At 60.1% G+C, this 26,944-nt stretch carries 24 protein-coding genes; 12 read left to right on the top strand and 12 right to left on the bottom strand.

Features of this window, described 5'->3' with window-relative positions:
* The first annotated feature begins 358 nt into the window (after positions 1-358).
* A complete protein-coding gene (locus FBY12_RS17600; RefSeq protein WP_121732586.1) occupies positions 359-1,927 on the top strand; it encodes a SulP family inorganic anion transporter in 1,569 nt (522 codons plus the stop codon).
* A 116-nt stretch (positions 1,928-2,043) separates the two neighbouring features.
* Here the strand turns inward: FBY12_RS17600 and aroE are convergent, their stop codons facing one another.
* Together aroE and hemF are read right to left on the bottom strand one after the other, a co-directional pair.
* Positions 2,044-2,865 (bottom strand): shikimate dehydrogenase, encoded by an 822-nt coding sequence (gene aroE, locus FBY12_RS17595; protein WP_145254372.1) that lies wholly within the window; start codon positions 2,863-2,865, stop codon positions 2,044-2,046.
* A 13-nt stretch (positions 2,866-2,878) separates the two neighbouring features.
* Complete coding sequence (gene hemF, locus FBY12_RS17590; RefSeq protein ID WP_092275632.1) at positions 2,879-3,793, bottom strand: oxygen-dependent coproporphyrinogen oxidase; 915 nt, start codon at positions 3,791-3,793, stop codon at positions 2,879-2,881.
* A gap of 165 nt (positions 3,794-3,958) precedes the next feature.
* Between hemF and FBY12_RS17585 the strand changes: the two genes are divergently transcribed.
* Positions 3,959-4,936 carry an NADPH:quinone reductase gene (locus tag FBY12_RS17585; protein WP_145254370.1) on the top strand — a complete coding sequence of 326 codons (978 nt, stop codon included), beginning with the start codon at positions 3,959-3,961 and terminating at the stop codon, positions 4,934-4,936.
* Positions 4,937-5,034: 98 nt separating this feature from the next.
* Here FBY12_RS17585 and FBY12_RS17580 read toward each other — a convergent pair whose 3' ends face one another.
* From FBY12_RS17580 to FBY12_RS17570, 3 genes are all read right to left on the bottom strand, one after another.
* Positions 5,035-5,592 carry an L-threonylcarbamoyladenylate synthase gene (locus FBY12_RS17580; protein ID WP_092275638.1) on the bottom strand — a complete coding sequence of 186 codons (558 nt, stop codon included), beginning with the start codon at positions 5,590-5,592 and terminating at the stop codon, positions 5,035-5,037.
* A gap of 54 nt (positions 5,593-5,646) precedes the next feature.
* A complete protein-coding gene (gene dprA / locus FBY12_RS17575; RefSeq protein ID WP_145254367.1) occupies positions 5,647-6,747 on the bottom strand; it encodes a DNA-processing protein DprA in 1,101 nt (366 codons plus the stop codon).
* 79 nt (positions 6,748-6,826) lie between these two features.
* Positions 6,827-7,852, bottom strand: coding sequence for a LysM peptidoglycan-binding domain-containing protein (locus FBY12_RS17570; RefSeq protein WP_145254364.1), 1,026 nt, complete (start codon positions 7,850-7,852; stop codon positions 6,827-6,829).
* A gap of 167 nt (positions 7,853-8,019) precedes the next feature.
* Here FBY12_RS17570 and def point away from each other — a divergent pair, with 167 nt between their 5' ends.
* The 5 genes from def (at position 8,020) to FBY12_RS17545 (ending at position 12,713) form a co-directional block, all read left to right on the top strand.
* A complete protein-coding gene (gene def / locus FBY12_RS17565; protein WP_092275647.1) occupies positions 8,020-8,526 on the top strand; it encodes a peptide deformylase in 507 nt (168 codons plus the stop codon).
* 70 nt (positions 8,527-8,596) lie between these two features.
* Positions 8,597-9,556 (top strand): methionyl-tRNA formyltransferase, encoded by a 960-nt coding sequence (gene fmt / locus FBY12_RS17560; protein ID WP_145254361.1) that lies wholly within the window; start codon positions 8,597-8,599, stop codon positions 9,554-9,556.
* Positions 9,553-10,863, top strand: coding sequence for a 16S rRNA (cytosine(967)-C(5))-methyltransferase RsmB (gene rsmB / locus FBY12_RS17555; RefSeq protein ID WP_145254359.1), 1,311 nt, complete (start codon positions 9,553-9,555; stop codon positions 10,861-10,863). Before fmt ends, rsmB begins: the two co-directional genes overlap by 4 nt.
* A gap of 24 nt (positions 10,864-10,887) precedes the next feature.
* Positions 10,888-12,261 carry a Trk system potassium transporter TrkA gene (gene trkA / locus FBY12_RS17550; RefSeq protein WP_121757142.1) on the top strand — a complete coding sequence of 458 codons (1,374 nt, stop codon included), beginning with the start codon at positions 10,888-10,890 and terminating at the stop codon, positions 12,259-12,261.
* A 137-nt stretch (positions 12,262-12,398) separates the two neighbouring features.
* Positions 12,399-12,713 (top strand): hypothetical protein, encoded by a 315-nt coding sequence (locus FBY12_RS17545; RefSeq protein WP_121732594.1) that lies wholly within the window; start codon positions 12,399-12,401, stop codon positions 12,711-12,713.
* On the opposite strand, the gene FBY12_RS17540 is transcribed toward FBY12_RS17545, so the two are convergent.
* The 3 genes from FBY12_RS17540 to tag form a co-directional block, all read right to left on the bottom strand.
* Complete coding sequence (locus tag FBY12_RS17540) at positions 12,714-12,953, bottom strand: pilus assembly protein PilZ (RefSeq protein ID WP_092275662.1); 240 nt, start codon at positions 12,951-12,953, stop codon at positions 12,714-12,716. It lies immediately after the preceding gene.
* A 149-nt stretch (positions 12,954-13,102) separates the two neighbouring features.
* On the bottom strand, positions 13,103-13,990 hold the full coding sequence (locus FBY12_RS17535; protein WP_145254356.1) for a lysophospholipid acyltransferase: 888 nt from the start codon (positions 13,988-13,990) through the stop codon (positions 13,103-13,105).
* A 41-nt stretch (positions 13,991-14,031) separates the two neighbouring features.
* Positions 14,032-14,589 (bottom strand): DNA-3-methyladenine glycosylase I, encoded by a 558-nt coding sequence (tag, locus tag FBY12_RS17530; RefSeq protein ID WP_145254353.1) that lies wholly within the window; start codon positions 14,587-14,589, stop codon positions 14,032-14,034.
* Positions 14,590-14,670: 81 nt separating this feature from the next.
* Between tag and glyQ the strand changes: the two genes are divergently transcribed.
* From glyQ to FBY12_RS17510, 4 genes are all read left to right on the top strand, one after another.
* Positions 14,671-15,624 (top strand): glycine--tRNA ligase subunit alpha, encoded by a 954-nt coding sequence (glyQ, locus tag FBY12_RS17525; protein ID WP_008155694.1) that lies wholly within the window; start codon positions 14,671-14,673, stop codon positions 15,622-15,624.
* Positions 15,621-17,675 (top strand): glycine--tRNA ligase subunit beta, encoded by a 2,055-nt coding sequence (glyS, locus tag FBY12_RS17520; protein WP_145254350.1) that lies wholly within the window; start codon positions 15,621-15,623, stop codon positions 17,673-17,675. Before glyQ ends, glyS begins: the two co-directional genes overlap by 4 nt.
* Before the next feature lie 6 nt (positions 17,676-17,681).
* The gene (gene gmhB / locus FBY12_RS17515) at positions 17,682-18,215 is read left to right on the top strand and encodes a D-glycero-beta-D-manno-heptose 1,7-bisphosphate 7-phosphatase (RefSeq protein ID WP_145254347.1); all 534 of its coding nucleotides are present in this window, start codon (positions 17,682-17,684) and stop codon (positions 18,213-18,215) included.
* Between the two features lie 81 nt (positions 18,216-18,296).
* A complete protein-coding gene (locus tag FBY12_RS17510) occupies positions 18,297-19,076 on the top strand; it encodes a 1-acyl-sn-glycerol-3-phosphate acyltransferase (protein ID WP_145254344.1) in 780 nt (259 codons plus the stop codon).
* Positions 19,077-19,247: 171 nt separating this feature from the next.
* Here FBY12_RS17510 and FBY12_RS17505 read toward each other — a convergent pair whose 3' ends face one another.
* On the bottom strand, positions 19,248-20,771 hold the full coding sequence (locus FBY12_RS17505; RefSeq protein ID WP_145254341.1) for a PAS domain-containing sensor histidine kinase: 1,524 nt from the start codon (positions 20,769-20,771) through the stop codon (positions 19,248-19,250).
* Between the two features lie 178 nt (positions 20,772-20,949).
* On the opposite strand from FBY12_RS17505, the gene FBY12_RS17500 reads away from it, so the two are divergent.
* The gene (locus FBY12_RS17500) at positions 20,950-21,660 is read left to right on the top strand and encodes a response regulator transcription factor (protein WP_121732598.1); all 711 of its coding nucleotides are present in this window, start codon (positions 20,950-20,952) and stop codon (positions 21,658-21,660) included.
* 119 nt (positions 21,661-21,779) lie between these two features.
* On the opposite strand, the gene FBY12_RS17495 is transcribed toward FBY12_RS17500, so the two are convergent.
* The 3 genes from FBY12_RS17495 to gyrB all read right to left on the bottom strand — a co-directional run bounded on the left by FBY12_RS17495 (position 21,780) and on the right by gyrB (position 26,939).
* Entirely contained in the window at positions 21,780-23,024 is a 1,245-nt protein-coding gene (locus FBY12_RS17495) for a saccharopine dehydrogenase family protein (protein ID WP_145254339.1), read from the bottom strand.
* A 28-nt stretch (positions 23,025-23,052) separates the two neighbouring features.
* A complete protein-coding gene (locus FBY12_RS17490) occupies positions 23,053-24,150 on the bottom strand; it encodes a carboxynorspermidine decarboxylase (protein WP_121732639.1) in 1,098 nt (365 codons plus the stop codon).
* A 371-nt stretch (positions 24,151-24,521) separates the two neighbouring features.
* Positions 24,522-26,939 (bottom strand): DNA topoisomerase (ATP-hydrolyzing) subunit B, encoded by a 2,418-nt coding sequence (gene gyrB / locus FBY12_RS17485; protein WP_121732600.1) that lies wholly within the window; start codon positions 26,937-26,939, stop codon positions 24,522-24,524.
* Positions 26,940-26,944: the final 5 nt, after the last annotated feature.

Below are 26,944 nucleotides of genomic sequence, written 5' to 3'. Positions count from 1 at the left end.
ACTCGGACATTCAGATCTATACGGCTGCGCCTTTCGAATCCTGAGTTCGACTCAGGCTTTCAGGTCGATGTAGCTCCAGAGAACAACACGGTCAGTCTCCTCGTCCCTCTGGAAAGAGGGGAAAGGGAGCCGATTCTCATGCTTTTCAAATCCTGAGTTCGGCTCGGACATTCAGATCTATACGGCTGCGCCTTTCGAATCCTGAGTTCGACTCAGGCTTTCAGGTCGATGTAGCTCCAGAGAACAACACGGTCAGTCCCCTCGCCCCTCTGGGGAGAGGGTTAGGGTGAGGGGGCGGTCCAACTGACACCCCTCTCACCCTGCTACCCTTTGCGCAAACTCCCACCCGAGAGGACCCATGGCATTCCCCAGCCGCCATTCACTCTTTCCTTTTCTCAGCTGGCTGCCGCGCCAGACACGCGCCAGCGTTGGCCGCGACGCAATCGTCGGCCTCAGTGGCGCGATTCTCGCGTTGCCACAATCCATCGCCTACGCCCTGATCGCCGGGTTGCCACCGGAATACGGTTTGTACGCGGCGATCATTCCGGTATTGATCGCTTGTTTGTGGGGCTCGTCGTGGCACCTGATCTGCGGTCCTACAGCGGCGATCTCCATCGTCCTCTACGCCAGCGTCAGTCCTCTGGCCGTGCCCGCGTCGCAGGACTACATCACGCTGATCCTTTTGCTGACACTGCTGGCCGGTATTTTCCAGTGGTTGCTGGGTTTGCTGCGTTTCGGCGCGCTGGTGAATTTCGTATCGCATTCGGTGGTGCTCGGTTTCACCCTCGGCGCCGCCGTGGTGATTGCCATCGGGCAGATGCCGAATCTGCTCGGTCTCGACCTGCCGAACGAAGCCACGGCGCTCAACAGCCTGATGACCCTGATCACCCACCTCGGGGCTGTGGATAAACCCTCGTTGGTGTTGGGGATCGCCACGGTTGTCGTCGGCATCGTGCTGAAAATGCTCCTGCCGCGCTGGCCGACATTGCTGATGACGCTAGTGCTCAGCGGTTTGCTGGTGTGGCTGTGGCCGTCGATGTTTGGCCACGTGCATCTGGTCAGCGCATTTGTCGGGCGTTTGCCGCCCTTCAGCGCGGTGCCGCTGGACCTGGAATTGATCCTGCGTCTGCTGCCGAGCGCGGTCGCGGTGGGCATGCTCGGTTTGGTGACGAGCCTGTCGATTGCCCGCTCGCTGTCGGCGCGTTCGCAGCAATTGCTCGACGCCAATCAGGAAGTCCGCGCCCAGGGTTTATCAAACATTGTCGGGGCGTTCTTTTCCGGTTCGCTGTCCGCCGGTTCGTTCACGCGTTCGGGTCTGAGCTACGAGGCAGGCGCCTGCTCGCCGCTGGCCGGGGTGTTTTCGGCGCTGTGGGTGGCGTTGTTTGCGATTTTCGGCGCGGGTTTGATCGCGCACATTCCGATTCCGGCGATGGCCGGGAGCATTCTGTTGATCGCCTGGGGATTGGTCGACCATCGCGGCATCCGCGCCTTGCTGCGGGTCAGCCGCGCCGAATTTGTGGTGATGGCGCTGACTTGTGTCGCGACGTTGCTGCTGGAATTGCAAACGGCGATTTACGCCGGGGTGCTGGCGTCGCTGTTTTTCTATCTCAAACGCACCTCGCAGCCGCGCGTGCAACATTGGCGCGATGGCGATGAAGACATTTTGCGTGTCGGCGGTTCGATATTTTTTGGCGCCAGCCATTACCTGCAAGTGCGTTTGCAGCGGATGCACGGCGCGCGCGTAGTGATCGAGGCGCAGCAGATCAACTTCATCGACTATTCGGGTGTGGAGATGCTGCACCAGGAAGCGCGGCGGCTGCTCAAACAGAATCGCAGCCTGACCCTGCGCGGGGCGCGACCGCCGGTGGTGGAGGAACTGCGCAAGTTGGAAGGCGCGGAGAAATGCCCGATCCGATTCGAAGATTGAATTACCACCACTCCTTGTAGGAGCGAGGCTTGCCCGCGAAGGCGATATTTCAGCCGACATCTCTATCGAATGACACGGCCTCTTCGCGGGCAAGCCTCGCTCCTACAAGGGCAGGGTTATGCGGCCAGCTGTCGGCGCAATTCGGCCAGCACCGGCGCGGTGTCGGGGCGTACGCCGCGCCACAGGAAGAACGCTTCCGCCGCTTGTTCGGCGAGCATGCCCAAACCGTCCATCGCCACTGCCGCGCCTTGTTCCCGGGCCCAGCAGCAGAACGACGTCGGCTCTTTGCCGTACATCATGTCGTAGCACACCGTCCGACCCGGCTCGACCAGACTTCCGGCAATCGGCGGTACATCGCCTGACAGGCTGGCCGACGTCGCGTTGATAATCAGGTCCACCGGCTCCTGCAACCAGTCAAACCCACTTGCAGAAACCGGCCCCAGATCGGCAAACAATTGCGCGAGCAATTCGGCTTTTTCCACCGTGCGATTGGCGATGATCAGCGACGCCGGTTGTTCCGCCAGCAACGGTTCCAACGCCCCGCGCACCGCGCCGCCGGCACCGAGCACGAGAATGCGTTTGCCGGTGAGGCTGAACCCGGCGTTCACCGTCAGATCACGCACCAGCCCGGCGCCGTCGGTGTTATCGCCGAGCAGCGTGCCGTCTGCGAGTTTGCTCAACGTGTTCACCGCGCCGGCCCGTTGCGCACGGGCAGTCAGGCTGTCGGCCAAACGAAAAGCGTCTTCCTTGAACGGCACGGTGACGTTGGCGCCGCGACCTTCGACGAAAAATGCCTTGGCGAAGTCGGAAAAGTCGTCGAGCGGCGCCAGTGAGGTGCTGTAGTCCAATTGTTCGCCGGTCTGCTCGGCGAACAGACGATGGATCATCGGCGATTTGCTGTGGCCAATCGGGTTACCGAAAACAACATAACGATCCATCAGATTTCCTCGTTCAGGCCTCAGCCAGCCAATCGCGATCTTGCAGGAAGTACTCGGTCAGCCGCGCTTCTTCGCTGCCCGGCTCGGCTTTCCAGTCGTAGCCCCAGCGCACTTGCGGCGGCAGCGACATGAGGATCGACTCGGTGCGCCCGCCCGATTGCAAACCGAACAGCGTGCCCCGGTCGTAAACCAGGTTGAATTCGACGTAACGGCCACGGCGAAATTCCTGGAATTCACGCTGCTGCGCGGTGAACGCAGCATGCTTGCGCCGCTGCACGATCGGCAGATAAGCGTCGATGAACGCATCGCCGATGGCGCGCATGAACGCGAAACTGGTGTCGAAATCCCACTCGTTCAAATCGTCGAAAAACAGCCCGCCGATGCCGCGCGGTTCGTGGCGATGCTTGATGTGGAAATAACTGTCGCACCAGGCTTTGTAGCGCGGGTAGACGTCGGCACCAAAAGGCGCGCAGGCCTGTTCGGCGATGCGGTGCCAGTGGATGCAGTCTTCTTCATTGCCGTAATACGGCGTCAGGTCGAAGCCGCCGCCGAACCACCACACGGCCTCTTCACCTTCTTTTTCGGCGATGAAAAAGCGCACGTTGGCGTGGGACGTCGGCACATGCGGGTTGTGCGGGTGAATCACCAGCGACACGCCGAGGGCTTCGAAGCCGCGCCCGGCCAGTTCCGGCCGATGGGCGCTGGCGGACGGTGGGAGACCGCTGCCAAAGACGTGGGAAAAGTTGACGCCGCCCTTTTCGATCACCGTGCCGTTTTCGATCACGCGCGTCCGACCGCCACCGCCGGCGGGGCGGGCCCAGGCGTCTTCGACGAAACGCGTGCCGCCGTCCTCGGTTTCCAGAGCGGCGCAAATGCGATCTTGCAGGTCCAGCAGGTAGGCTTTTACGGCGTCGGTGCGGGTCGTCATGTCATCACCTTGAATCGGGCAAAACTACGCGGCGCTCCATCGGAGCGGGGGCCGGCGCAAATGGGCGCGTAGCATAACATTGCACGCGGGCACGCCGCAGTTGACGAAGATCAAGCTAAGGAGTCCGATAGGCAGCTTCACAACGACGACGAATGGAGAAGGCAAATGGCTAAGCGTATCCAGATCCGCGCCCATGGCGGCCCCGAAGTGCTCGAGTATGTCGATTACCAACCCGCCGAGCCCGGCCCGCAGCAAGTGCGCGTCGCCAACAAGGCCATCGGTCTTAACTTCATCGACACTTATTACCGCAGCGGCCTCTATCCGCTGCCAGCCTTGCCGTCGGGCCTGGGCTCCGAAGGCGCGGGGATTGTCGAAGCGGTGGGCAGCGAAGTGACCCGCTTCAAGGTCGGCGATCGCGTCGCTTACGGCAGCGGTCCGTTGGGCGCCTACAGTGAAATCCACGTGTTGCCGGAAGCCAACCTGGTGGCGTTACCGGACGCCATCAGCTTCGAACAAGCCGCCGGGGTGATGCTCAAGGGCCTCACCGTGCAGTACCTGTTGCGCCAGACCTATGAACTCAAGGGCGGCGAAACCATTTTGTTCCACGCGGCGGCGGGCGGCGTCGGCTCCCTCGCGTGCCAGTGGGCCAAGGCGTTGGGCGTGAAGCTGATCGGCACGGTCAGTTCAGCCGAGAAAGCCGCGCTGGCCAAGGCCAACGGCGCGTGGGAAACGATTGATTACAGCCACGAAAACGTCGCACAACGGGTGCTGGAATTGACCGACGGGAAAAAAGTCCCGGTGGTCTACGACGGCGTCGGCAAGGACACTTGGCTGACGTCGCTGGACAGCGTGCAGCAGCGCGGTCTGGTGGTGAGTTTTGGTAATGCGTCGGGCGCGGTGGACGGGGTCAATCTGGGAATTCTCGCGGCGAAGGGTTCGCTGTACGTGACCCGGCCGACCTTGGCGACTTATGCGAACAACGCCGAAAACCTGCAGCGCATGGCCGATGAGCTGTTCGAGATGATCAGCAGCGGCAAGCTGAAAGTCGACATCAGCCAGAAGTATGCGCTGGCCGATGCGGCGAAGGCGCAGAGCGAATTGTCGGCGCGGCGCACGACGGGTTCGACGGTTTTGTTGCCTTGACGGACGCCATCGCGAGCAAGCTCGCTCCCACATGGATTATGTGTTGATCACAAATCTCCTGTGGGAGCGAGCTTGCTCGCGATGGGCCCAATGCGCTCTCAGCCCGGGCGTACCACATTCCCGGTCGCCAGATCGCGGATCACGCTCGGGTTCTTGCGCCCACCGAGATTGCCGCCCAACACCCCATCAATCTGCCCACGGAAATACTGCTCGACGCGAATCCGCGTGCGCGCGGCCGGGCGGCCCTGCGGGTTGGCGGATGTCGACACCAGCGGCCCGACCAATGCGCACAAATCGCGCACCAGCGGATGATCGCTGACGCGCAGCGCCACGGTTTCGTGCACCCCGGTGATCCACTGCGGCAACTGATTCTGGTGCGGCACCAGCCACGTGTTCGGCCCCGGCCAAGTGCTGGCCATGCGGTCCATCCACAGCTCGGGAAAGTCTTCGAAGAGGAAGTCGAACTGGCGAATGTTGTCGGCCACCAGAATCAGGCCCTTATCCACCGCCCGCCCCTTGATCATCAACAAACGCGCCACCGCTTCTTCATCCCACGGGTCGCAACCCAGACCCCAGACGGCTTCGGTCGGGTAGGCGATTACCGCTCCTGCGCGAATTGCTTGCGCGGCTTGCTGCACACGCCAACTGTTGACCATGAAAAACTCTCCGGAATAAGGCTCTGCGCAGTTTACCGATTCTCCTTATAAAACCTAGCTCACCCGCGCAAACCAGCGACCGCTTTCGCACACCGCACGGCCAGCCATTTCCAGCTCGGTCAGCGCCACCAGCACTTTCGGCAGCGCCCAACCGCTGCTGTGCGCCAGCGCTTCACTGGTGTGCGGCGCCGCGTGCAGCAGCATGAGCAGCGGGTGGGTCGCCGGCGCAGCGTTGATCGCCAGCGGCAATTGCTGCCAGCCACGCAAGGCTTCGAGGATGTGCTCGATGGTTTCCACCAACATCGCGCCGTCGCGGATCAGTTGATGGCAACCCTTGGCGCCGGGGTGATGAATCGAGCCAGGAATCGCATAAACCTCGCGCCCCTGTTCCGCCGCCAGCCGCGCGGTAATCAGCGAACCACTGGCGACGCTGGCCTCGACCACCAGCACGCCGAGCGACAAACCGCTGATGATCCGGTTGCGCCGGGGGAAGTTGCTCGCAGTCGGCCCGGCGTCCAAAGGGAATTCGGAAAGCACCGCGCTACCGCTGGCAATCATCGCGTCGGCGAGGCGGCGATTGCGCTGTGGATAAAACTTTTCAAGACCCGTGCCAAGCACCCCTACCGTTTGCCCGCCAACGTCCAAAGCGCCCTGGTGCGCGGCGGCGTCGATGCCGAGCGCCAAGCCGCTGGTGATGACAAAACCGGCGCCGGCCAGACTTCGTGAAAACGCCGCCGCCGTGTCCATTCCCGGTCTCGATGCACGGCGGCTGCCGACCATCGCCAGTTGCGGTTTATCGAGGATGCCGGGGTCGCCAGCGACAAACAGCAGCGGCGGCGCATCGCTGATTTCCGCGAGCAGCGCCGGGTAGTCCGGTTGGTCCCACATCAGCAAATGCTGGCCCGGACGCTCTAGCCAGGCCAATGCGTGACAGGCGCCGTCGCGAATATCCTCCGTGCGCCGCGCCTCGGCGCAGCTTGCCGGCAAGCCCAGCGAACGCCAGGCACTGGCCGGCGCGCTGATGGCTTTGGAGGCCGAGCCGAAGGCTTCGAGCAATTTCTTGAAACGCACCGGGCCCAGATCGGGCAAGCGGTGCAGGCGTAAACGAGCTTCCAGTTCCGCAGGCGAAACCGGTGCAGCAACCGCGATAGTCATGGATCATCCTTGATCGTTATAAGTCCCGTCGAAACAGGAACAAGCTGTGGATAACTCTGTTGGTAACTTGTGAAGCCAGCTAAGGATTTCGCACCTTGTCCATCACCGCCAGCGAGCGCGAAGCGGTCAGTACCAAGCCATAACTGAGCTTGTCGTAAGTGCGGAAAACCATCAGCAGACCTGCACGTTCGTCGGTAATTTTCAGCGGCTGACCGGTCACGCGATCACGCACGGTTTCGCCGGTTTTCATCACCACCAGCACATTGCCTTCGGCCAAACCGTCGCGTTGGCCCTTGTTCAGCGTGACCACGTCCATCGCGCCAATCTGCGTGACGCCGCGCGGCACATCGATGATCAAGCCGTCGACCGGCGATTTCGGCGCGCTGGGCATGAACGTTGAATTGATCGCGCGTTCTTCGCCGCTGAACAAACGGTCGCCGAGGCGCACTTCCTGGGTGGTGCGTTGCAGCGCCAGCGTCGCGACATCACCTTCGGTCGCGACAATTTCGCCGCCGCCAATGTCGTCGGCGTTGATCCCGAGAAATTCCTTGGTCTGCGGATCGGTGTAGACCTTGCCCTGGCGGAAGATCCCGTAAACCGGCTGGTTCGGGTCGAAATGCCCGCGCGCGAAAATCCGGTCGCCGGTGCCGCTGAGCACGCGTTCGGCGTCGCCGGCGACGATGTAAGGCGCGGTGTCGAAGTCCTCGACCTTGTCGACGATGCGGTTGCTCAGCAGAAAACTGTTGATCGATTGCAGTGGAATGCTCGGGATCGCATCGGCCACCGGGCTGCTGCGCACACGCGGCGAGAGCTTGATGGTGCCGCGCGACGCGCCGCGATTGAGCATCAGGCGCGGCTGACCGTCGACATAAGTCAGGGTCAGCAAGTCGCCGGGATAGATCAGATTGGGGTTCTGGATCTGAGGATTGACCTGCCAGAGTTCGGGCCATTTCCACGGTTCACGAAGGAATTTGCCGGAGATGTCCCAAAGTGTGTCGCCCTGTACCACTGTGTATTGCTGCGGAAAACCTTCCCTGAGTTGCACTTGCCCGTGCGCCAAACCAGCCGAGGCCAGAAGGAGCAAGGCGAGTAGTGATTTCCTCATGCGGTGAATCCCTTTATTATGTGCGTTCGCGTAAAACGCCAGAGCCCCCGTGGCTCGCTCCTCGCTCTTCACAGAGAAAGGAGCTACGTTTTACAACGGTAGCCTGCATCCTCGGACCCGCCAGGCCATCGACCCGACTTTACCTCACATGTGCAGCAATTAAGCTTATGGCCATTTTAGACATCCTCGAATTTCCCGACTCGCGCCTGCGCACTATCGCCAAACCGGTGGCCGTAGTGGACGACGAAGTGCGTCAGTTGGTCGATGACATGTTTGAAACAATGTATGAAGCGCCAGGCATCGGCCTCGCCGCGACCCAGGTCAACGTGCACAAACGTATCGTCGTGATGGACCTTTCCGAAGACCGTAGCGAGCCTCGGGTGTTCATCAACCCCGAGTTCGAAACCCTGACCGACGAGATGGAGCAATACCAGGAAGGCTGCCTCTCGGTGCCAGGCTTCTACGAAAACGTCGATCGCCCGCAGAAGGTCAAAATCAAGGCCCTGGACCGCGACGGCAAGCCGTATGAACTGATCGCCGAAGGCCTGCTCGCGGTGTGCATCCAGCACGAATGCGACCACCTTAACGGCAAGTTGTTCGTCGATTACCTGTCCAACCTCAAGCGCGACCGAATCAAGAAAAAACTGGAAAAGCTCCATCGCCAGAACGCTTGATGCCCTCCTTTCAAAGGCTTGCTGCGGCAAGCCTTTTTCTTTTCAGACTGCTTTGTAATCGAGAGCTTCCATGACTGAGCCACTGCGCATCGTCTTTGCCGGCACCCCGGAATTCGCCGCCGAACACCTCAAGGCCCTGCTCGCCAGCCCTTACGAGATCGTCGCGGTCTACACCCAACCGGACCGTCCGGCGGGCCGTGGGCAAAAACTGATGCCGAGCCCGGTCAAGCAACTGGCTCTGGAAAACAACATCCCGGTGTTGCAGCCGCCGACCCTGCGCAACGCCGACGCCCAGGCTGAACTGGCCGCGCTGAAGCCGGATTTGCTGGTGGTGGTCGCGTATGGCTTGATCCTGCCGCAAGTGGTGTTGGACATTCCGCGCCTCGGTTGCATCAACAGCCACGCATCCTTGCTGCCACGCTGGCGCGGTGCGGCGCCGATCCAGCGCGCCGTCGAAGCGGGCGACAGCGAAAGCGGCGTGACCGTGATGCGCATGGAACTGGGCCTCGACACCGGGCCGATGCTGCTCAAAGTCAGCACGCCGATCACCGGCGAAGACACCGGCGGCAGCCTGCACGACCGCTTGGCCGAAATCGGTCCGCCAGCGGTGCTGCAAGCGATTGCCGGCCTCGCTGTCGGAACGCTGGAAGGCGAAGTGCAGGACGACAGCCTCGCGACCTATGCACACAAATTGAACAAGGATGAAGCGCGCATCGACTGGAGCCGTCCGGCGGTTGAGCTGGAACGTCTGGTCCGCGCCTTCAATCCATGGCCGATCACCCACAGCACATTGAACGGCGAAGCACTGAAAGTGCTGGCCGCGAAACTCGCCGAAGGGCAGGGCAATCCGGGGGAAATCCTCAGCGCCAGCAAGGACGGTTTGATCGTCGCGTGCGGTGAACAGGCGCTGTGTCTCACCCGTCTGCAATTGCCCGGCGGCAAGCCACTGAACTTCAGCGACTTGTTCAACAGCCGCCGCGAGAAATTCGCTGTCGGCACCGTGCTCGGCCAAGCGGTGGACGCGCAATGAATCCGCGTCTGGCCGCCGCCAAGGCACTCGCCGCTGTGCTCAACGGCAAAGCCTCACTCAACAGCTCGTTGCCGACGCAGATGGACAAGGTTGAAGACCGCGATCGCGGCTTTACTCAAGACTTGGCATTCGGCACCGCGCGCTGGCAGCCACGTCTCTCGGCGCTGGCGACCAAGTTGCTGCAGAAACCGTTCAAAGCAGCGGACGCCGATGTCGAGGCGTTGTTGCTGGTCGGGCTCTATCAGTTGCTTTACACCCGCGTCCCGGCGCACGCCGCGATTGGCGAAACCGTGGGTTGCGCCGACAAGCTGAAAAAGCCTTGGGCCAAGGCCTTGCTCAACGCCGTGCTGCGTCGCGCGCAACGCGAAAGCGAAGCGCTGCTGGCCGAGCTGGAACACGATCCGGTGGTGCGCACCGCGCATCCGCGCTGGCTGCAAAAATCCCTGAAAGCGTTCTGGTCAGAGCAGTGGGAAGCCATTTGCGCCGCAAACAACGCGCATCCGCCGATGATTCTGCGGGTCAACCGTCGCCATCAGAGCCGTGACGCGTACCTCGCGTTGCTCAGCGATGCCGGCATCGCCGCCAACCCGTGCGTCTACAGCCGCGACGGCATCATTCTCGACGTCGCCGCCGACGTGCGCAGCCTGCCGGGCTTCGCTGAAGGCTGGATCAGCGTGCAGGACGAAGCCGCGCAACTGGCCGCTGATTTGCTCGACCTCGCGCCGGGCCAACGCGTGCTCGACGCCTGCTGCGCGCCCGGCGGCAAGACGTGCCACATACTCGAAGCCGAGCCCGCACTGGCCGGCGTGGTGGCGGTGGACCTGGAAGCGAAACGCCTGGTGCGCGTGCGCGAAAACCTCGCGCGCCTGGGCCTGAGCGCCGAATTGATCGCCGCCGATGGCCGCGACACCGCCGCTTGGTGGGACGGCAAGCCGTTCCAGCGAATTCTGCTGGACGCGCCATGCTCGGCAACTGGCGTAATCCGTCGTCACCCGGACATCAAGCTGACACGCCAGCCCGATGACATCGCCGCGCTCGCGGTGCTGCAAGGCGAATTGCTCGACGCCATGTGGATAACTTTGGAGGTTGGCGGGATTCTGCTTTACGCGACGTGCTCGACGCTGCCGACCGAAAACACCGAAGTCATCGAGGCCTTCCTCGCCCGCACGCCGGGCGCGCGGGAGCTGGACCTCGCTACCACGGCCGGGCTCAAGCAAACGCATGGTCGCCAATTGCTGGCCCAGCAGGGCGGGCACGACGGGTTCTACTACGCCAAACTGATCAAGATTGCCGCCGCGCGCGGTTAACCGGATTTTCAAGGGAGTGACCGGATGAAAATCATCATCCTTGGCGCAGGGCAGGTCGGCGGTTCGCTGGCGGAACATTTGGCCAGCGAAGCCAACGACATCACGGTGGTCGACACCGATGCCGAACGCCTGCGCGACCTCGGCGACCGTCTTGACATTCGCACCGTGCAGGGCCGCGCGTCGTTCCCGACAGTGCTGCGTCAGGCCGGTGCCGACGACGCCGACATGCTGGTCGCGGTGACCAACAGCGACGAAACCAACATGGTCGCCTGCCAGGTCGCCCACACCTTGTTCCACACCCCGACCAAAATCGCGCGAGTGCGCGAAGCGGCGTACCTGACGCGCGGCGGTCTATTCAGTAACGAAGCAATTCCGGTCGATGTGCTGATCAGCCCGGAACAAGTCGTGACCAATTACATCAAGCGCCTGATCGAGCATCCCGGCGCGTTGCAGGTCATCGACTTCGCCGAAGGCAAGGCGCAATTGGTCGCGGTAAAAGCCTATTACGGCGGGCCGCTGGTCGGTCAGCAACTGCGGCAATTACGCGAGCACATGCCGAATGTCGAAACCCGCGTCGCGGCGATTTTTCGCCGCGATCGGCCGATCCTGCCGCAGGGCGATACGGTGATCGAGGCCGACGACGAGGTGTTTTTCATCGCCGCCAAGGCCAATATTCGGGCGGTCATGAGCGAAATGCGCCGCCTCGATGAAACTTACAAACGCATCGTGATTGCCGGCGGCGGGCAGATTGGCGAACGCTTGGCCGAGGCCATCGAAAGCCGTTATCAGGTGAAAATCATCGAGATGAACCCGGCGCGCTGCCGCCATCTCTCGGACCACCTCGACAGCACCGTGGTCCTGCAGGGCAGCGCTTCGGACCGCGATTTGCTGCTGGAAGAGAACATCGCCGACGCCGACCTGTTCCTCGCGCTGACCAACGATGACGAAGCCAACATCATGTCGTCGCTGCTGGCTAAACGTCTGGGCGCGAAGAAGGTGATGACGATCATCAACAACCCGGCTTACGTCGATTTGATCCAGGGCGGCGACATCGATATCGCCATCAGCCCGCAACTGGCGACCATCGGTACGTTGCTGGCGCACGTGCGCCGTGGCGATATCGTCAGCGTGCATTCACTGCGGCGCGGCGCGGCGGAAGCCATCGAGGCGATTGCCCATGGCGATGCGAAGTCGAGCAAAGTGATTGGCAAAGCCATCGGCAATATCGGCTTGCCGCCGGGGACCACGATTGGCGCGATTATTCGCGATGAACACGTGATCATCGCCCACGACGACACGGTGATTGCGGCGGGCGACCATGTGATTCTGTTCCTCGTGGACAAAAAGCATATTCGCGATGTGGAGAAGCTGTTCCATGTGGGGTTGAGCTTTTTCTGATTCGAAGGCCTCTTCGCGGGCAAGCCTCGCTCCTACAGGTCGAGTCGTACACACATGATGCGACTCATAACCTGTAGGAGCGAGGCTTGCCCGCGAAGGCAATCTCAACCTTTCCACATAACCTGAAGGTGCCAACCATGCTCGAATCACTGGAAAAAATGCTCGCCAAGGGTGTGGATAACTCCTTGCTGCGCTTCGGCCTCGGCAAGGGTTATCTGGATTTGGGAGAGAACGCCAAGGCTGCCGAGCATTTCCAGCGTTGCGTCGATTTCGATGCGAAATATTCGGCGGCGTGGAAGTTGCTGGGCAAGGCGCACTTGGCACTCGCCGATCACGCCGCCGCGCGGCAGGCCTGGGAGCAGGGCGTGGAAGCCGCCCGCGCGCACGGCGACAAACAAGCGGAAAAGGAAATGACGGTTTTCCTGAAAAAACTCGACCGTCAGGCGCGCTGATCAGAGATAGCGCAGGCCAATCCCTTCGGCATCCACCAGCACCACTTCCATGCGCACTCGCGGCGCGCCTGTGGGTAAATCCTGCACCTGCCCATAAACCACAGCGCCGGTGGGCAATGCCGACAGGCGCGGATGCTGCACGTACACGCCAGTGGTCGAGAGATTGCGGGTCTGTCCCAGACACTCGCCGAAACTCTCGTGGCTGATCTTGATGCGGAATGACTTGCGGTGTTCGGACATCTTCTGCGCCCTTGCGTGAACAATTGTGGATAACCCGACCTGTGTAGGAGCGAGGCTTGCCCGCGAAGCTTTTGGCGTTTTCAAGGACGCCTTCGCGGGCAAGCCTCGTTCCTACAGGTTTGGGTTATCCACAGAGTGTGCCAAGTTCTTCAATACCAGCGTTCTTCGCCCGGTGGACGTTTCTTGAAACGTTTCATGCTCCACATGTACTGGCTCGGATAAGCCCGCACATAACGCTCGACCACTTGGCTCATCGCCGCGCAGGAGGTCTCGGTATCCGTGCTGTACATGGCTTCCGGCGCCGCTTCGAGAATCACTTTGTAACCAGAGCCGTCAGGCAAACGCAGCGCATGCAGGAATACCCCGACCGCTTTGCCGCCCGCGAGCATGTTCGGCACAAACTTGCTGGTCAGCGCTTGCGTGGCGAAGAACGGCACGAAGATCCCGGCGGATTCGGCCGGTTCCGGGTCAGCGGGAATGCCCACTGCACCACCCTTGCGCACTTCCTTGATGACACTGAGGATGCCTTCCTTGGTCGAGGCCGCGACGCGGTTGCCCAACTGCACGCGCTGCTTGCGCAGCAGATCGTCGACCGCTTTCAACTTCGGTGGACGATAGAAAATGATCGGTTTGCACTGGCTGCAATAGAAGTGGTTCAACACTTCCCAGTTGCCGAGGTGGCTGGTGATTCCAACCACGCCTTTGCCGGACGCCAAGGCCTCTTTCAACACATCGAGGCCTTCGACTTCGCGCACCAGATCAATCGAACGCTGAGCCGGCCAGATCCACGCGCAGGCGCTTTCGGTGAGGGACTTGCCGATGTCTTTCAGACTCTGGCCGACGAGGCGTTCGCGCTCGGCCAGGTCCATGTCCGGGAAGCACTTGGCCAGGTTGATCCGCACCACGTCGCGGGAACGGTTAGGGGTTTTCCACATCATCCAGCCAATGGCTGCGCCGACTGCCTGCACGGCTCGCCACGGGAGCAGGGCAAACAGCCGCAGAGCGCCTACCAGCAAGGCGCCTTTAAACTTATCCACAGGTCACTCCTGATCTTGTGCGGTGTCCGAAGGCGGCCATTCTAACCGCCGTTCGCCAGCGTCGCGTAGCGATCGCAATCCTGGGTGTGGTCCATGACCATGCCCGAGGCCTGCATCAGCGCATAGCAAATGGTCGGGCCGACGAAGGTGAAACCGGCCTTTTTCAGGCCTTTGCTCATTTCCACGGCAGTCGGCGTAACGGCCGGCACTTCGCTGCGATCCTTGAAATGATTGATCACAGGCTTGCCATCGACGAAGGACCAGAGAAACGCAACCGGATCCTCCAGCGCCAGCCAGGCCTGGGCATTACGGCGGGCGGCGTTGAGTTTGAGGCGGTTGCGGATGATCCCGGGGTCGAGCATCAATTCATCGATTTCGGCATCGCTCATCTGCGCCACGCGCTGGACATCGAAGCCGAACAGCACCTCGCGGTAGCGCTCGCGTTTGCGCAACACGGTGATCCATGAGAGGCCGGCCTGGAACCCTTCGAGCAAAAGCAACTCGAACAATCCCTGCGCATCGCGTAGCGGCGTGCCCCACTCTTGATCGTGATATGCCATGTACAGCGGATCTTCGGAACACCAAAAGCAGCGTGGCATAAGGCTCCAGGGGGCGTGCGCAGCAACGAATCGGGTATACTCCCGCTCTTTAAATCGCAGCCCAAGAAACAGGTGAATTTCGTGAGCCAGCCTACGCCAGCCGTGCGTACCTTCCAAGACTTGATCCTCGCGCTCCAGCAATACTGGGCCGAGCAAGGTTGCGTGGTACTTCAGCCCTACGATATGGAAGTAGGCGCCGGCACTTTCCACACAGCCACGTTTCTGCGCGCCATCGGCCCGGAAACCTGGAACGCCGCTTATGTGCAGCCCAGTCGTCGCCCGACTGACGGCCGCTACGGCGAAAACCCGAACCGTCTGCAGCACTACTACCAGTTTCAGGTCGTCCTGAAACCGAACCCGGACAACTTTCAGGAACTGTACCTGGGCTCTCTCAAGCACGTTGGCCTGGACCCATTGGTCCACGACATCCGCTTCGTCGAAGACAATTGGGAATCGCCGACACTGGGCGCCTGGGGTCTGGGCTGGGAAGTCTGGCTCAACGGCATGGAAGTGACGCAATTCACTTACTTCCAGCAAGCGGGCGGCATCGAGTGCTACCCGGTGACCGGCGAGATCACCTACGGTCTGGAACGTCTGGCGATGTATCTGCAAGGCGTGGATTCGGTCTATGACCTGGTCTGGGCTGACGGCCCGATGGGCAAAGTCACCTACGGCGACGTGTTCCACCAGAACGAAGTCGAGCAATCGACTTACAACTTCGAACACGCCAACGTCGAGAAGCTGTTCGAGCTGTTCGATTTCTACGAAAGCGAAGCCAAGCGCCTGATCGAACTCGACCAGCCGCTGCCGTTGCCGAGCTACGAAATGGTCTTGAAGGCGTCCCACACCTTCAACCTGCTGGATGCGCGCCGGGCAATCTCGGTGACTGCGCGTCAGCAATACATTCTGCGCGTGCGCACTCTGGCGCGTTCCGTTGCGCAAGCCTACCTGCTGGCGCGCGCCAAGTTGGGCTTCCCGATGGCGACCCCGGATCTGCGTGATGAAGTGTTGGCTAAGCTGGAGGCTGCACAATGAGTGCTCTGGATTTCCTGGTTGAATTGGGCACCGAAGAACTGCCGCCTAAAGCCCTGAACACCCTGGCCGACGCGTTCCTCGCCGGTATCGACAAAGGCCTGCAAGCCGCTGGCCTGAGCTACGAAGCCAAAACCGTGTACGCCGCGCCACGTCGTCTGGCTGTGCTGATCACCGCGCTGGCCACCCAGCAACCGGATCGCAGCATCAACCTCGACGGCCCGCCGCGTCAGGCTGCGTTCGATGCCGACGGCAACCCGACCCAGGCTGCCCTGGGTTTCGCCAAGAAGTGCGGCGTCGACCTGAGCGAAATCGATCAGAGCGGTCCGAAACTGCGTTACAGCCAGAGCATCGCCGGCAAACCGACCGCGAGCCTGCTGCCGACCATCGTTGAAGATTCGCTGAACGACCTGCCGATCCCCAAGCGCATGCGCTGGGGTGCGCGCAAAGAAGAATTCGTCCGTCCGACCCAATGGCTGGTGATGTTGCTCGGTGACCAGGTCATCGATTGCACGATCCTCGCGCAGAAGTCCGGCCGCGATTCCCGTGGTCACCGCTTCCATCACCCGCAAAGCGTGCGCATCAGCGCGCCGGCCAACTACCTGGCCGACCTGCGTGGTGCTTACGTGCTGGCCGATGCCAACGAGCGTCGCGCACTGATCAGCAAACGCACCGAAGAACTGGCGACAATGCAGGAAGGTACGGCCATCGTGCCGCCAGCCTTGCTCGACGAAGTGACCGCGCTGGTTGAATGGCCGGTGCCGCTGGTGTGCTCGTTCGAGGAACGCTTCCTCGACGTGCCGCAAGAAGCGCTGATCACCACCATGCAGGACAACCAGAAATATTTCTGCCTGCTGGATGCCGACGGCAAGTTGCTGCCACGTTTCATTACCGTGGCCAACATCGAAAGCAAAGACCCGCAGCAGATCATCGCCGGTAACGAGAAAGTGGTGCGCCCACGCCTGACCGACGCCGAGTTCTTCTTCAAGCAAGACAAGAAGCAGAAACTCGAAGACTTCAACCTGCGCCTGCAGAACGTGGTGTTCCAGGAAAAACTCGGCAGCGTCTACGACAAAGCCGAACGCGTTTCCAAACTCGCCGCGTTCATCGCTCAGCGCATTGGCGGCAACGCAGCCTGGGCCTCGCGCGCCGGCCTGCTGTCGAAATGCGACCTGTCGACCGAAATGGTCGGCGAGTTCCCGGAGATGCAAGGTGTCGCCGGTTACTACTACGCGCTGAATGACGGCGAGCCGGAAGAAGTCGCGCTGGCGCTGAATGAGCAGTACATGCCGCGCGGCGCTGGCGCTGAACTGCCGACCACGCTGACCGGTGCGGCCGTGGCCATCGCTGACAAACTCGACACGCTGGTCGGGATCTTCGGTATCGGCATGTTGCCAACCGGCAGCAAAGACCCGTATGCCTTGCGCCGTGCAGCCCTCGGCGTACTGCGCATTCTGATCGAGAAGAAGCTTGAGCTCGACCTCAACGACGCGGTCGCATTTGCGGTGTCGGCGTTCGGCGGCAAGATCAAAGCGGCTGGCCTCAACGATTCGGTGCTGGAATTCATCTTCGACCGTCTGCGTGCGCGTTACGAAGACGAAGGCGTCGATGTCGCGACCTATCTGTCGGTGCGTGCTTTGAAGCCGGGTTCAGCGTTGGACTTCGATCAGCGTGTGCAAGCGGTGCAAGCCTTCCGTCAATTGCCGGAAGCGGCAGCGTTGGCGGCGGTGAACAAGCGCGTTTCGAACCTGCTGAGCAAGTTCGAAGGCGCGGTGCCGGCGGTGGTCGAAGCCAAGTACTTCGACAACGCCAACGAGTTCTCGCTGTATTCGGCGATCCAGCAGGCTGACCAGGCTGTCCAGCCAATGGCGGCGGCGCGTCAGTACAGCGAATCGCTGGCACGCCTGGCAGCCTTGCGCGAGCCGGTCGACGCGTTCTTCGAAGCGGTAATGGTCAACGCCGACGACGCCAACGTGCGGGCCAACCGTTATGCCTTGCTGTCGCGTCTGCGTGGGCTGTTCCTCGGCGTCGCCGACATTTCGCTGCTGGGGTAAGACGGTTTGAAACTGCTGATTCTCGATCGGGACGGGGTGATCAATTACGACTCCGACGCTTACATCAAGTCGGTGCAGGAGTGGATTCCGCTACCCGGCTCGATCGAAGCCATCGCGCAGTTGAGCAAGGCCGGCTGGACGGTAGCCATCGCTACCAACCAGTCGGGCATCGCTCGCGGCTATTACGACATCGCCACTCTGGACGCCATGCACCAGCGCTTGCGTTCGCTGGTGGCGGAGCAGGGCGGCGAGGTCGGGCTGATCGTCTATTGCCCGCACGGGCCGGACGATGGCTGCGATTGCCGCAAGCCAAAACCGGGGATGTTGAAAACCATCGCCGCTCATTACAACGTGTCGCTGACAAACTTATGGTTCGTCGGCGATTCTCTCGGTGACCTGGAAGCCGCCAAAGCCGTCGATTCTCAGCCAGTTTTAGTTAAAACCGGAAAAGGCGAAAAGACTCAGGGCAAGACCCTGCCGGTAGGCACCTTGATTTTTGACGATCTGGCGGCGATTGCCGCAGAACTTATCCACAATTAGAGCGTTTCGAGATTCCTGACCAAGGATTGATCGGGATTGCGCTTTATATAGACGGGCAGAGCCCGCACGGTAAACGTCACCATGTCGATACTGCAGGCCATCAGAACTTTCCTCTTTTATCTGTTGCTGGGCACCAGCTCTTTGCTCTGGTGCAGCCTGAGCTTTTTTATCGCGCCGTTTCTGCCGTTCAAGGCGCGTTATCGTTTTATCAACGTCTACTGGTGCCGCTGCGCACTGTGGCTGAGCAAGGTTTTTCTCGGCATCAGCTACGAAATCAAAGGCGCGGAGAATGTGCCTGAGCGCCCCTGCGTGATTCAGTCGAACCACCAGAGCACCTGGGAAACGTTTTTCCTCTCGGCCTATTTCGAACCGCTGAGCCAAGTGCTCAAGCGTTCTTTGCTGTTTGTGCCGTTTTTCGGCTGGGCCATGGCGATGCTGCGACCGATCGCCATCGACCGCGATAACCCGAAAGCCGCGCTCAAGCATGTGGCGAAGAAGGGCGACGAATTGCTCAAGGACGGCGTTTGGGTGCTGATCTTTCCGGAAGGCACGCGCGTACCGTACGGCACTGTCGGCAAGTTCTCGCGCGGTGGCAGCGCTTTGGCGGTCAACGCGGCGCTTCCGGTGCTGCCGATTGCACACAATGCCGGCAAGTTTTGGCCGAAAACCGGTTGGGCAAAGAAGCAGGGTGTGATCACCGTGATCATCGGCGAACCGATGTACGCCGAGGGCACGGGGCCGCGCGCCGTGGCTGCGCTGAACGACCGGGTTCAGGCCTGGAACGAACAAATGCAGCGCGACATGGGCTCGCTGCCACCGGCGCCACAAACCCCGGTTGAAAACGATCAAGTGGCTGTCTGAGATTCTGTGGATAACCTGTGTACCGTTTCTTCCGAAAACAGCCATTTCTGCCTTTAGGCTTATGATTTATATACATATTTCCTAAGCTCATAAAACGCCGGAAAAGGTGCATAAGTTTTTTTCGGACGTAAAAAAACCGGCTGATATAGCCGGTTTTTTTATGCCCGCGATTTACTCCTCGACCAGCGGGAAATACAGACTGAAACGCGTGCCTTTGCCAACCTCGCTGGCACACTCGATGCGCCCGCCGTGGCGATCGACCACCGCTTTGACCATCGACAATCCCAGGCCAATGCCATCAATGCCCTGGGCGGACGAGAAGCGTCGATATTGGCTGAACAACTCGGGCAGCTCTTCGGCACCGATGCCTTTGCCCTGATCGATCAGCTCACAAATCAACCAGCCATCAACGCAGCGAACCTGCAAACGGATCAGCGTGCCGCTGGCGCTGTACTTGATCGCGTTTTCCACCAGGTTGAACAATGCGCGGGTCAGCAGCCCCTGATCGGCCATGATCAGACTTTCCTGCGCCTCGTCCTGCAAATCATGGACGAGCTCGATGCTTTTCAGCTGCGCGATGCTCAGCGCTTGATCGAAGACATCCAGCACCACCATCGCAAACAGGCTGGGCACGAACTGATAAGCCTCAGACTCGGCCCTGGCCAATTGCACGAAGCCGTCCGTGAGATCGAGCGCCCGACGCACTTGGCGTTCAATCTGCTCGAACAACGGCGTGTTTCCACCCATCTGCTGACGGTGCACGTCGAGCAGGGCGAGGATCGCCGAATGGGGTGCGCGCAGGTCGTGGGAGAGAAAGCGCAGCAGCACGCCGCGTTGCTCTTCGGCATCGCGCTCGACGCTCAGGTCGGTCAGGCTCAGCAGCCAGCCGATCGGCGTTTCGCCATCAACGGGCAATAGTGCCGCGCGCTCCAGACGCAAGCTGCGGCCCTGAATGTCTCTGAACTCGACTGTCGCCAGGTTCGCCAACGCGGGCCGCGAACCATTGAGCAACTCGGGATGACCGAGTTGCGTCAGCCGCTCCAGCACCTGATCACCGACCAGATCGCCGCCGAACAAGTCCCGCGCGTTGCGGTTGCCGAGCAGGATCCGGCCTTGGGGGTCGCTGATCAGCGTGGCCACCGGCAGATACTCCAGGCCATCGGCGATGAAGCGCCGGGTATCGCGGGTTCGGCTCATGGCTTGTTCGAGCGCCATGACTTGGCCCTGCAAGCGATCGCCTGTGGGAAACTGCGCGCGACGACGTTCCGGAAAGACCTTGGGTTCGTTATCCAGCCGCGCCAGCTCCCAGCCGAAATAGGTCAGCACCACGCTGAGGCGCCGCCAGTTCCAGATCAAGTAACCGAAGAGCATCCCGAGCAGACTCGCGGTGGGCGACCACCACCAACGTTGCTCAGCCGAAAAAGCACTGACCAACAAGGTGCAGCCCATGCCGCCCAAGGTTATCCACAACGCCAGACGCGGTCGCAGCAACAGCAAGCCGAGCACGCAAGCGACCAGAGTGACTGACAACAGCGCGCCCAAGGCTTCGTGTTTGCCCGACTGCGCGCTCAATGAATACAAGGCCGTCAGCGGCAGCAGAATCAGGCTGATCCATAGCCATTCACGCACCAATTGCCGAAACAAGCGCTGGACCTGAGTCGGCTCGCGACTTTCGTGGCGGCGTTGATTGGTCATAAAAATGACTGATAGTGCAGGGGAGGGGGAATTAGCGGCATAAGTCACTGGTCAGATTGGAAGATTTCAATTGCAGAATCATAGCGGACGAACGACCAACGGAGGGTCGAATACTTTCGCGCATTGCGCCGAGTCGCTATCGTTCATTTGCCAACCGGCCATCAAGGAATTACCGCACATGCGTGTCGCGATACTGGACGATGAACCCGCTGAATTACGCCGGGTGGAGCAGACGCTGCGGCAAATGGCCGAGCCGGGCGAGCAAGCCTGGTCGCTGCACAGTTTCGAGCGCGCCGAAGACCTGCTGCGGCAACTGCGTCGGGAAACTTTCGACCTGCTGATCCTCGACTGGCAACTGCCCGACCTCAGCGGCCTCGCGCTCCTGCGCTGGACCCGCGAACACATGGACGCGCCGCCCGCCGCGATCATGCTCACCAGCCGCGACGCCGAAAGCGACATCGTCCAGGCGCTGAATGCCGGCGCCGACGACTACGTCAGCAAACCTTTCCGCCCCAACGAACTGAAGGCCCGGGTCGCCGCCGTCCTGCGCCGACACAGCCAACAACGCGCCAACACCGGCGAAGTGCTCAACTTTAACGACCTGGTGTTCGACGACGCGGAACAAACGGTCACCCGCGCGGGTACGCCAATCGGCATGACCGAACGGGAATATCGACTGGCGCGGTGTCTGTTCACCAACCTCGGTCGGCCGCTGTCGCGCGAATATCTCTATGGACGGTTTTGGAGCCATGAAGAAATGGTCTCCTCGCGGCCGCTGGATACGCACATTTACCGACTGCGCAATAAGCTGGGTCTGACGGCTGATCGCGGTTGGCAGCTGTTGACGATTTATGGCTACGGGTATCGATTGGAGAGTGTGGGGGTGTAGTGGGTCAGGCTATGCAGCGCGGGCCGATCTATCCCCCGAGATTTCGTGCAAACAAAAACGCCGCTCAGTGAGCGGCGTTTTTTTAGCAAGCGATCAAGCTCGGCTTGATGCTGCGAGCCTTAAGCGTTGCGGTTCCAGGGGCGGTCCCCATTCTCGTCTTTGATGCGGGTCGGCAGACCCATTACATCCAGTGCGTTGAGGAACGGTTCCGCCGGCAACTCTTCGACATTGACCATGCGTTGCACGTCCCACTCGCCGCGCGCGACCAGCAGCGCTGCGGCCACGGGCGGTACGCCAGCGGTATAGGAAATGCCTTGGCTGTCGGTTTCGGCGTAGGCCTGCTCGTGGTCGGCGACGTTGTAGATGAACACCTCGCGCGGTTGACCATCCTTGGTGCCTTTGACCAGATCGCCGATGCAGGTCTTGCCGGTGTAGCCAGACGCCAGCGAGCCCGGATCAGGCAGCACGGCTTTGACCAATTTCAGCGGCACTACTTCCAGGCCTTCGGCGGTCTTGACCGGTTGCTCCGAGAGCAGACCGAGGTTCCTGAGCACCGTGAACACATTGATGTAGTGCTCGCCGAAGCTCATCCAGAAACGCACGTTGGGCACGTCGAGATTCTTCGACAGCGAGTGCACTTCGTCGTGGCCGGTCAGGTACAGGTTCTGCGAGCCTACAACCGGCAGGTCGTCGGTGCGTTTGACTTCGAACATGGTGTTGCTGGTCCACTGGCTGTTCTGCCAGCTCCAGACTTGTCCGGTGAATTCGCGAAAATTGATTTCCGGGTCGAAATTGGTCGCGAAATACTTGCCGTGGGAGCCGGCATTGACGTCGAGAATGTCGATCGAATCAATGCGGTCGAAATGCTTTTGTTTCGCTAGCGCGGCGTACGCGTTAACCACGCCTGGGTCGAAACCGACGCCGAGGATGGCTGTAATGTTCTTCTGTTTGCATTCATCCAAGTGCTTCCACTCGTAGTTGCCGTACCACGGCGGGGTCTCGCAGACCTTGCCCGGCTCTTCGTGGATGGCGGTGTCCAGATAGGCCACGCCAGTATCGATGCACGCACGCAGCACCGACATATTGAGGAAAGCGGAACCGACGTTGATCACGATCTGCGATTCGGTTTCGCGGATCAGCGCCTTGGTGGCGTCAACATCCAGTGCATTGAGCGAAAAGGCAGAGATGTCGGCGGGAACCTTGAGGCTACCCTTGGCCTTGACGCTGTCGATGATGGCCTGGCACTTGGAGATGTTGCGCGACGCGATAGCAATACGACCGAGTTCGTCGTTGTGCTGCGCGCACTTGTGGGCCACCACCTTAGCGACACCTCCTGCACCAATGATAAGAACGTTCTTTTTCAATTGCTTTATTTCTCTCTTTTTGTCCGTTTTACGAAAGACTGGACAGGTAGTCTTGGAAACCAAATTCGCGAACCACTTCGACTGTACCGTCGAGTTGTTTCACTACGATGGATGGCATTTTCAGGCCGTTAAACCAGTTCTTCTTGACCATGGTGTAACCCGCCGTGTCGATGAACGACAGTCGATCGCCGATGGCCAGCGGACGGTCAAATTGGTATTCACCAAAGATGTCCCCCGCCAGGCACGACTTGCCGCACACCATGTAGGTGTGATCACCCTCGCTTGGCGCCAGTTTGGCGTTGAGGCGATAAATCAGCAGATCAAGCAGATGGGCTTCAATGGAACTGTCCACCACCGCCAGATGCTTGCCGTTATAGAGGGTATCGAGCACCGTTACTTCCAGCGAAGCGCTGTTGGTGATCGCCGCTTCGCCCGGTTCCAGGTAAACCTGAACGCCGTACTTTTGCGAGAAGGCCTTGAGCCGCGCGCAGAATGCGTCGAGCGCGTAGTCCTCACCGGTGAAGTGAATACCGCCGCCCAGACTGACCCAATTGACCTTGTGCAGCAGTTCACCGAAGCGTTCCTCGATGGTGCAGAGCATTTGGTCGAACAGGCCGAAGTCACCGTTCTCGCAGTTGTTGTGGAACATGAAACCGGAGATCTGATCGATAACGCCTTCGATCTTTACCGGGTCCCATTCGCCCAGGCGGCTGAACGGGCGCGCCGGGTCGGCCAGCAAATAATCAGAGCTGCTCACTTGCGGGTTGACCCGCAGGCCGCGGACTTTGCCTTCTGAACGCTCGGCAAAGCGTTGCAGCTGGCTGATGGAGTTGAAGATGATCTTGTCGCTGTTATCGAGCATCTCCTCGATTTCGTCGTCGGCCCAGGCCACGCTGTAGGCATGGGTCTCGCCTTCGAATTTCTGGCGACCGAGCTTGAGCTCATACAGCGAGGACGAGGTGGTGCCGTCCATGTATTGCTGCATCAAGTCGAACACCGACCACGTAGCGAAGCACTTGAGCGCCAGCAGGGCCTTGGCCCCGGACTGTTCGCGCACGTAAGCGATCTTCTGCATGTTGGTCAGCAGTTTTTGTTTGTCGATGAGGTAGTACGGCGTTTTGATCATTTCGAGGCCCCCGGCAAGGCCGGCCAAAAAAGGATCCGCATTGTGCCTTCACTGACGACATATCGAAAGAGCAAAAATGACGGCGCGCGGCGTCATATATTCACGTGATCCGGGCAATCAGGACGTTACCTGCTGACTGCGCGGTGCGGAGCCGACGAAAGGAATAAAACACGACTCAACTATACGGTGCTTCACACGTCGGTTGGTTCCACGTGGAACATGGGGGGCACGTCTGCATGCCATCGCAAGAATCGAAGTTGGGCTCAAAACAAAAAAAAAGGCCAATTCAATGAATTGGCCTTTTTACTATCTGAATTCGTCGATCATCCATTTTTGGAAATGATCAACTGATTGGCTGTACCTGTACTGAATCAGAAGTCCAGGTTGGAAACCGCCAACGCATTGCTCTCGATGAAGTCACGGCGGGGTTCGACCGCATCACCCATCAGGGTGTTGAAGATCTGGTCCGCGCCAATGGCGTCTTCGATGGTCACTTTGAGCATGCGGCGCTGAGCTGGGTCCATAGTGGTTTCCCAGAGTTGATCCGGGTTCATTTCGCCCAGACCTTTGTAGCGCTGAATGGTGTGACGCTTGGTGCTTTCAGCCATCAGCCATTCGAGCGCTTCCTTGAACTCGGTGACTGGCTTCTTGCGTTCGCCGCGCTGGATGTACGCGCCGTCGTCGAGCAGGGTGCTCAGTTGAGCGCCGAGCGAAACCACGGTTTTGTAATCGTTGCTGCCGAAGAAGTCGCGGTTGAAAGTGATGTAGTTCGACAGACCGTGGGAGATCAGTTCGACCTCCGGCAGCCAGACGTTACGTTCACGGTCTTCACGCAGGCTGGCTTTGTAAACCAGACCGGACTTCTCGCCGGTACGCAGGCGAGTCTCAAAACGGGCCATCCAGTCTTGCATGGCGGCGTGATCAGACAGTTGCTCCATGCTGACCGCAGGCAGGTAGATGAAGTGCTCGGTCAGTTCCTGTGGGTACAGGCGCGACAGACGCTTGAGGGTCTTCATGACCAGACGGAAGTCATTCACCAGACGCTCGAGCGCTTCGCCGGAAATGCCCGGGGCGTCTTCGTTCAAGTGCAGGCTCGCATCTTCCAGGGCCGACTGCGTCATGTACTCTTCCATGGCGTCGTCGTCTTTGATGTATTGCTCTTGCTTGCCTTTCTTGACCTTGTACAGCGGCGGCTGGGCGATATAGATGTAGCCGCGCTCGATCAGCTCCGGCAACTGACGGAAGAAGAAGGTCAGCAGCAGGGTGCGGATGTGCGAACCGTCGACGTCAGCGTCGGTCATGATGATGATGTTGTGATAACGCAGCTTGTCGATGTTGTACTCGTCGCGGCCAATGCCACAGCCCAGCGCGGTGATCAAGGTGCCCACTTCCTGCGAAGAGATCATCTTGTCGAAACGTGCTTTCTCGACGTTGAGGATCTTGCCTTTGAGCGGCAGGATCGCCTGGGTGCGACGGTTGCGTCCCTGCTTGGCGGAGCCGCCAGCAGAGTCACCTTCCACCAGGTACAGTTCGGAAAGGGCAGGGTCCTTTTCCTGGCAGTCAGCCAGTTTGCCCGGCAGGCCGGCGATATCCAGCGCGCCTTTGCGACGAGTCATCTCACGAGCCTTGCGTGCCGCTTCACGAGCGCGCGCGGCGTCGATCATCTTGCCGACGACCAGTTTGGCTTCGTTCGGGTTTTCCAGCAGAAAGTCCGAGAAGTACTTGCCCATTTCCTGTTCGACCGCGGTCTTCACTTCGGAAGAAACCAGCTTGTCTTTAGTCTGGGAGCTGAACTTCGGATCCGGCACTTTCACCGAGATAATTGCGGTCAGGCCTTCCCGCGCATCGTCACCGGTAGTGGCGACTTTATGCTTCTTCGCCAGACCTTCCGCTTCGATGTAGGTGTTGAGGTTACGCGTCAGTGCGGAACGGAAACCCACCAGGTGAGTACCGCCATCGCGCTGAGGAATGTTGTTGGTGAAGCACAACAGGTTCTCGTTGAAGCTGTCGTTCCACTGCAGGGCGATTTCCACGCCGATGCCGTCTTCACGCTGGATGTTGAAGTGGAACACCTGGTTGACCGGAGTCTTGTTGGTGTTCAGGTATTCAACGAACGCACGCAGACCACCTTCGTACTTGAACAGTTCTTCCTTGCCGCTGCGCTCATCCTTGAGGACGATGCCGACACCGGAGTTGAGGAAGGACAGTTCACGAATCCGCTTGGCCAGGATGTCCCAGCTGAAGTGGATGTTCTTGAAGGTCAGGTCGGATGGCTTGAAGTGAATCTGGGTACCGGTCGTTTCGCTTTCGCCAACGATTTTCATCGGCTCTTTCGGAACACCGTGGACGTAAGTCTGTTCCCAGATCTTGCCGCTGCGGCGAACAGTCAGGATCAACTCTTCGGACAAGGCGTTCACAACCGAAACACCTACACCGTGCAGGCCGCCAGAAACTTTGTAGGAGTTGTCGTCGAATTTACCGCCGGCGTGCAGCACGGTCATGATGACCTCGGCCGCCGAGACGCCTTCTTCTTTGTGCACGTCTACCGGGATGCCACGACCGTTGTCGCGAACGGTGATGGATTCATCCGGGTGGATGATGATGCTGATGTCGTCGCAGTGGCCGGCGAGAGCTTCGTCGATCGAGTTATCGACCACTTCGAACACCATGTGGTGCAGACCGCTGCCATCGTCGGTGTCACCAATGTACATACCGGGACGTTTGCGTACGGCATCCAGGCCTTTCAGCACTTTAATGCTCGTTGAGTCGTACGTATTTTCTTCGCTCAATGCCT

Source organism: Pseudomonas sp. SJZ131, assembly GCF_007828705.1.
Taxonomy (GTDB): Bacteria; Pseudomonadota; Gammaproteobacteria; order Pseudomonadales; family Pseudomonadaceae; genus Aquipseudomonas; species Aquipseudomonas prosekii.
This window is presented reverse-complemented; position numbering and strand designations above follow the sequence as displayed.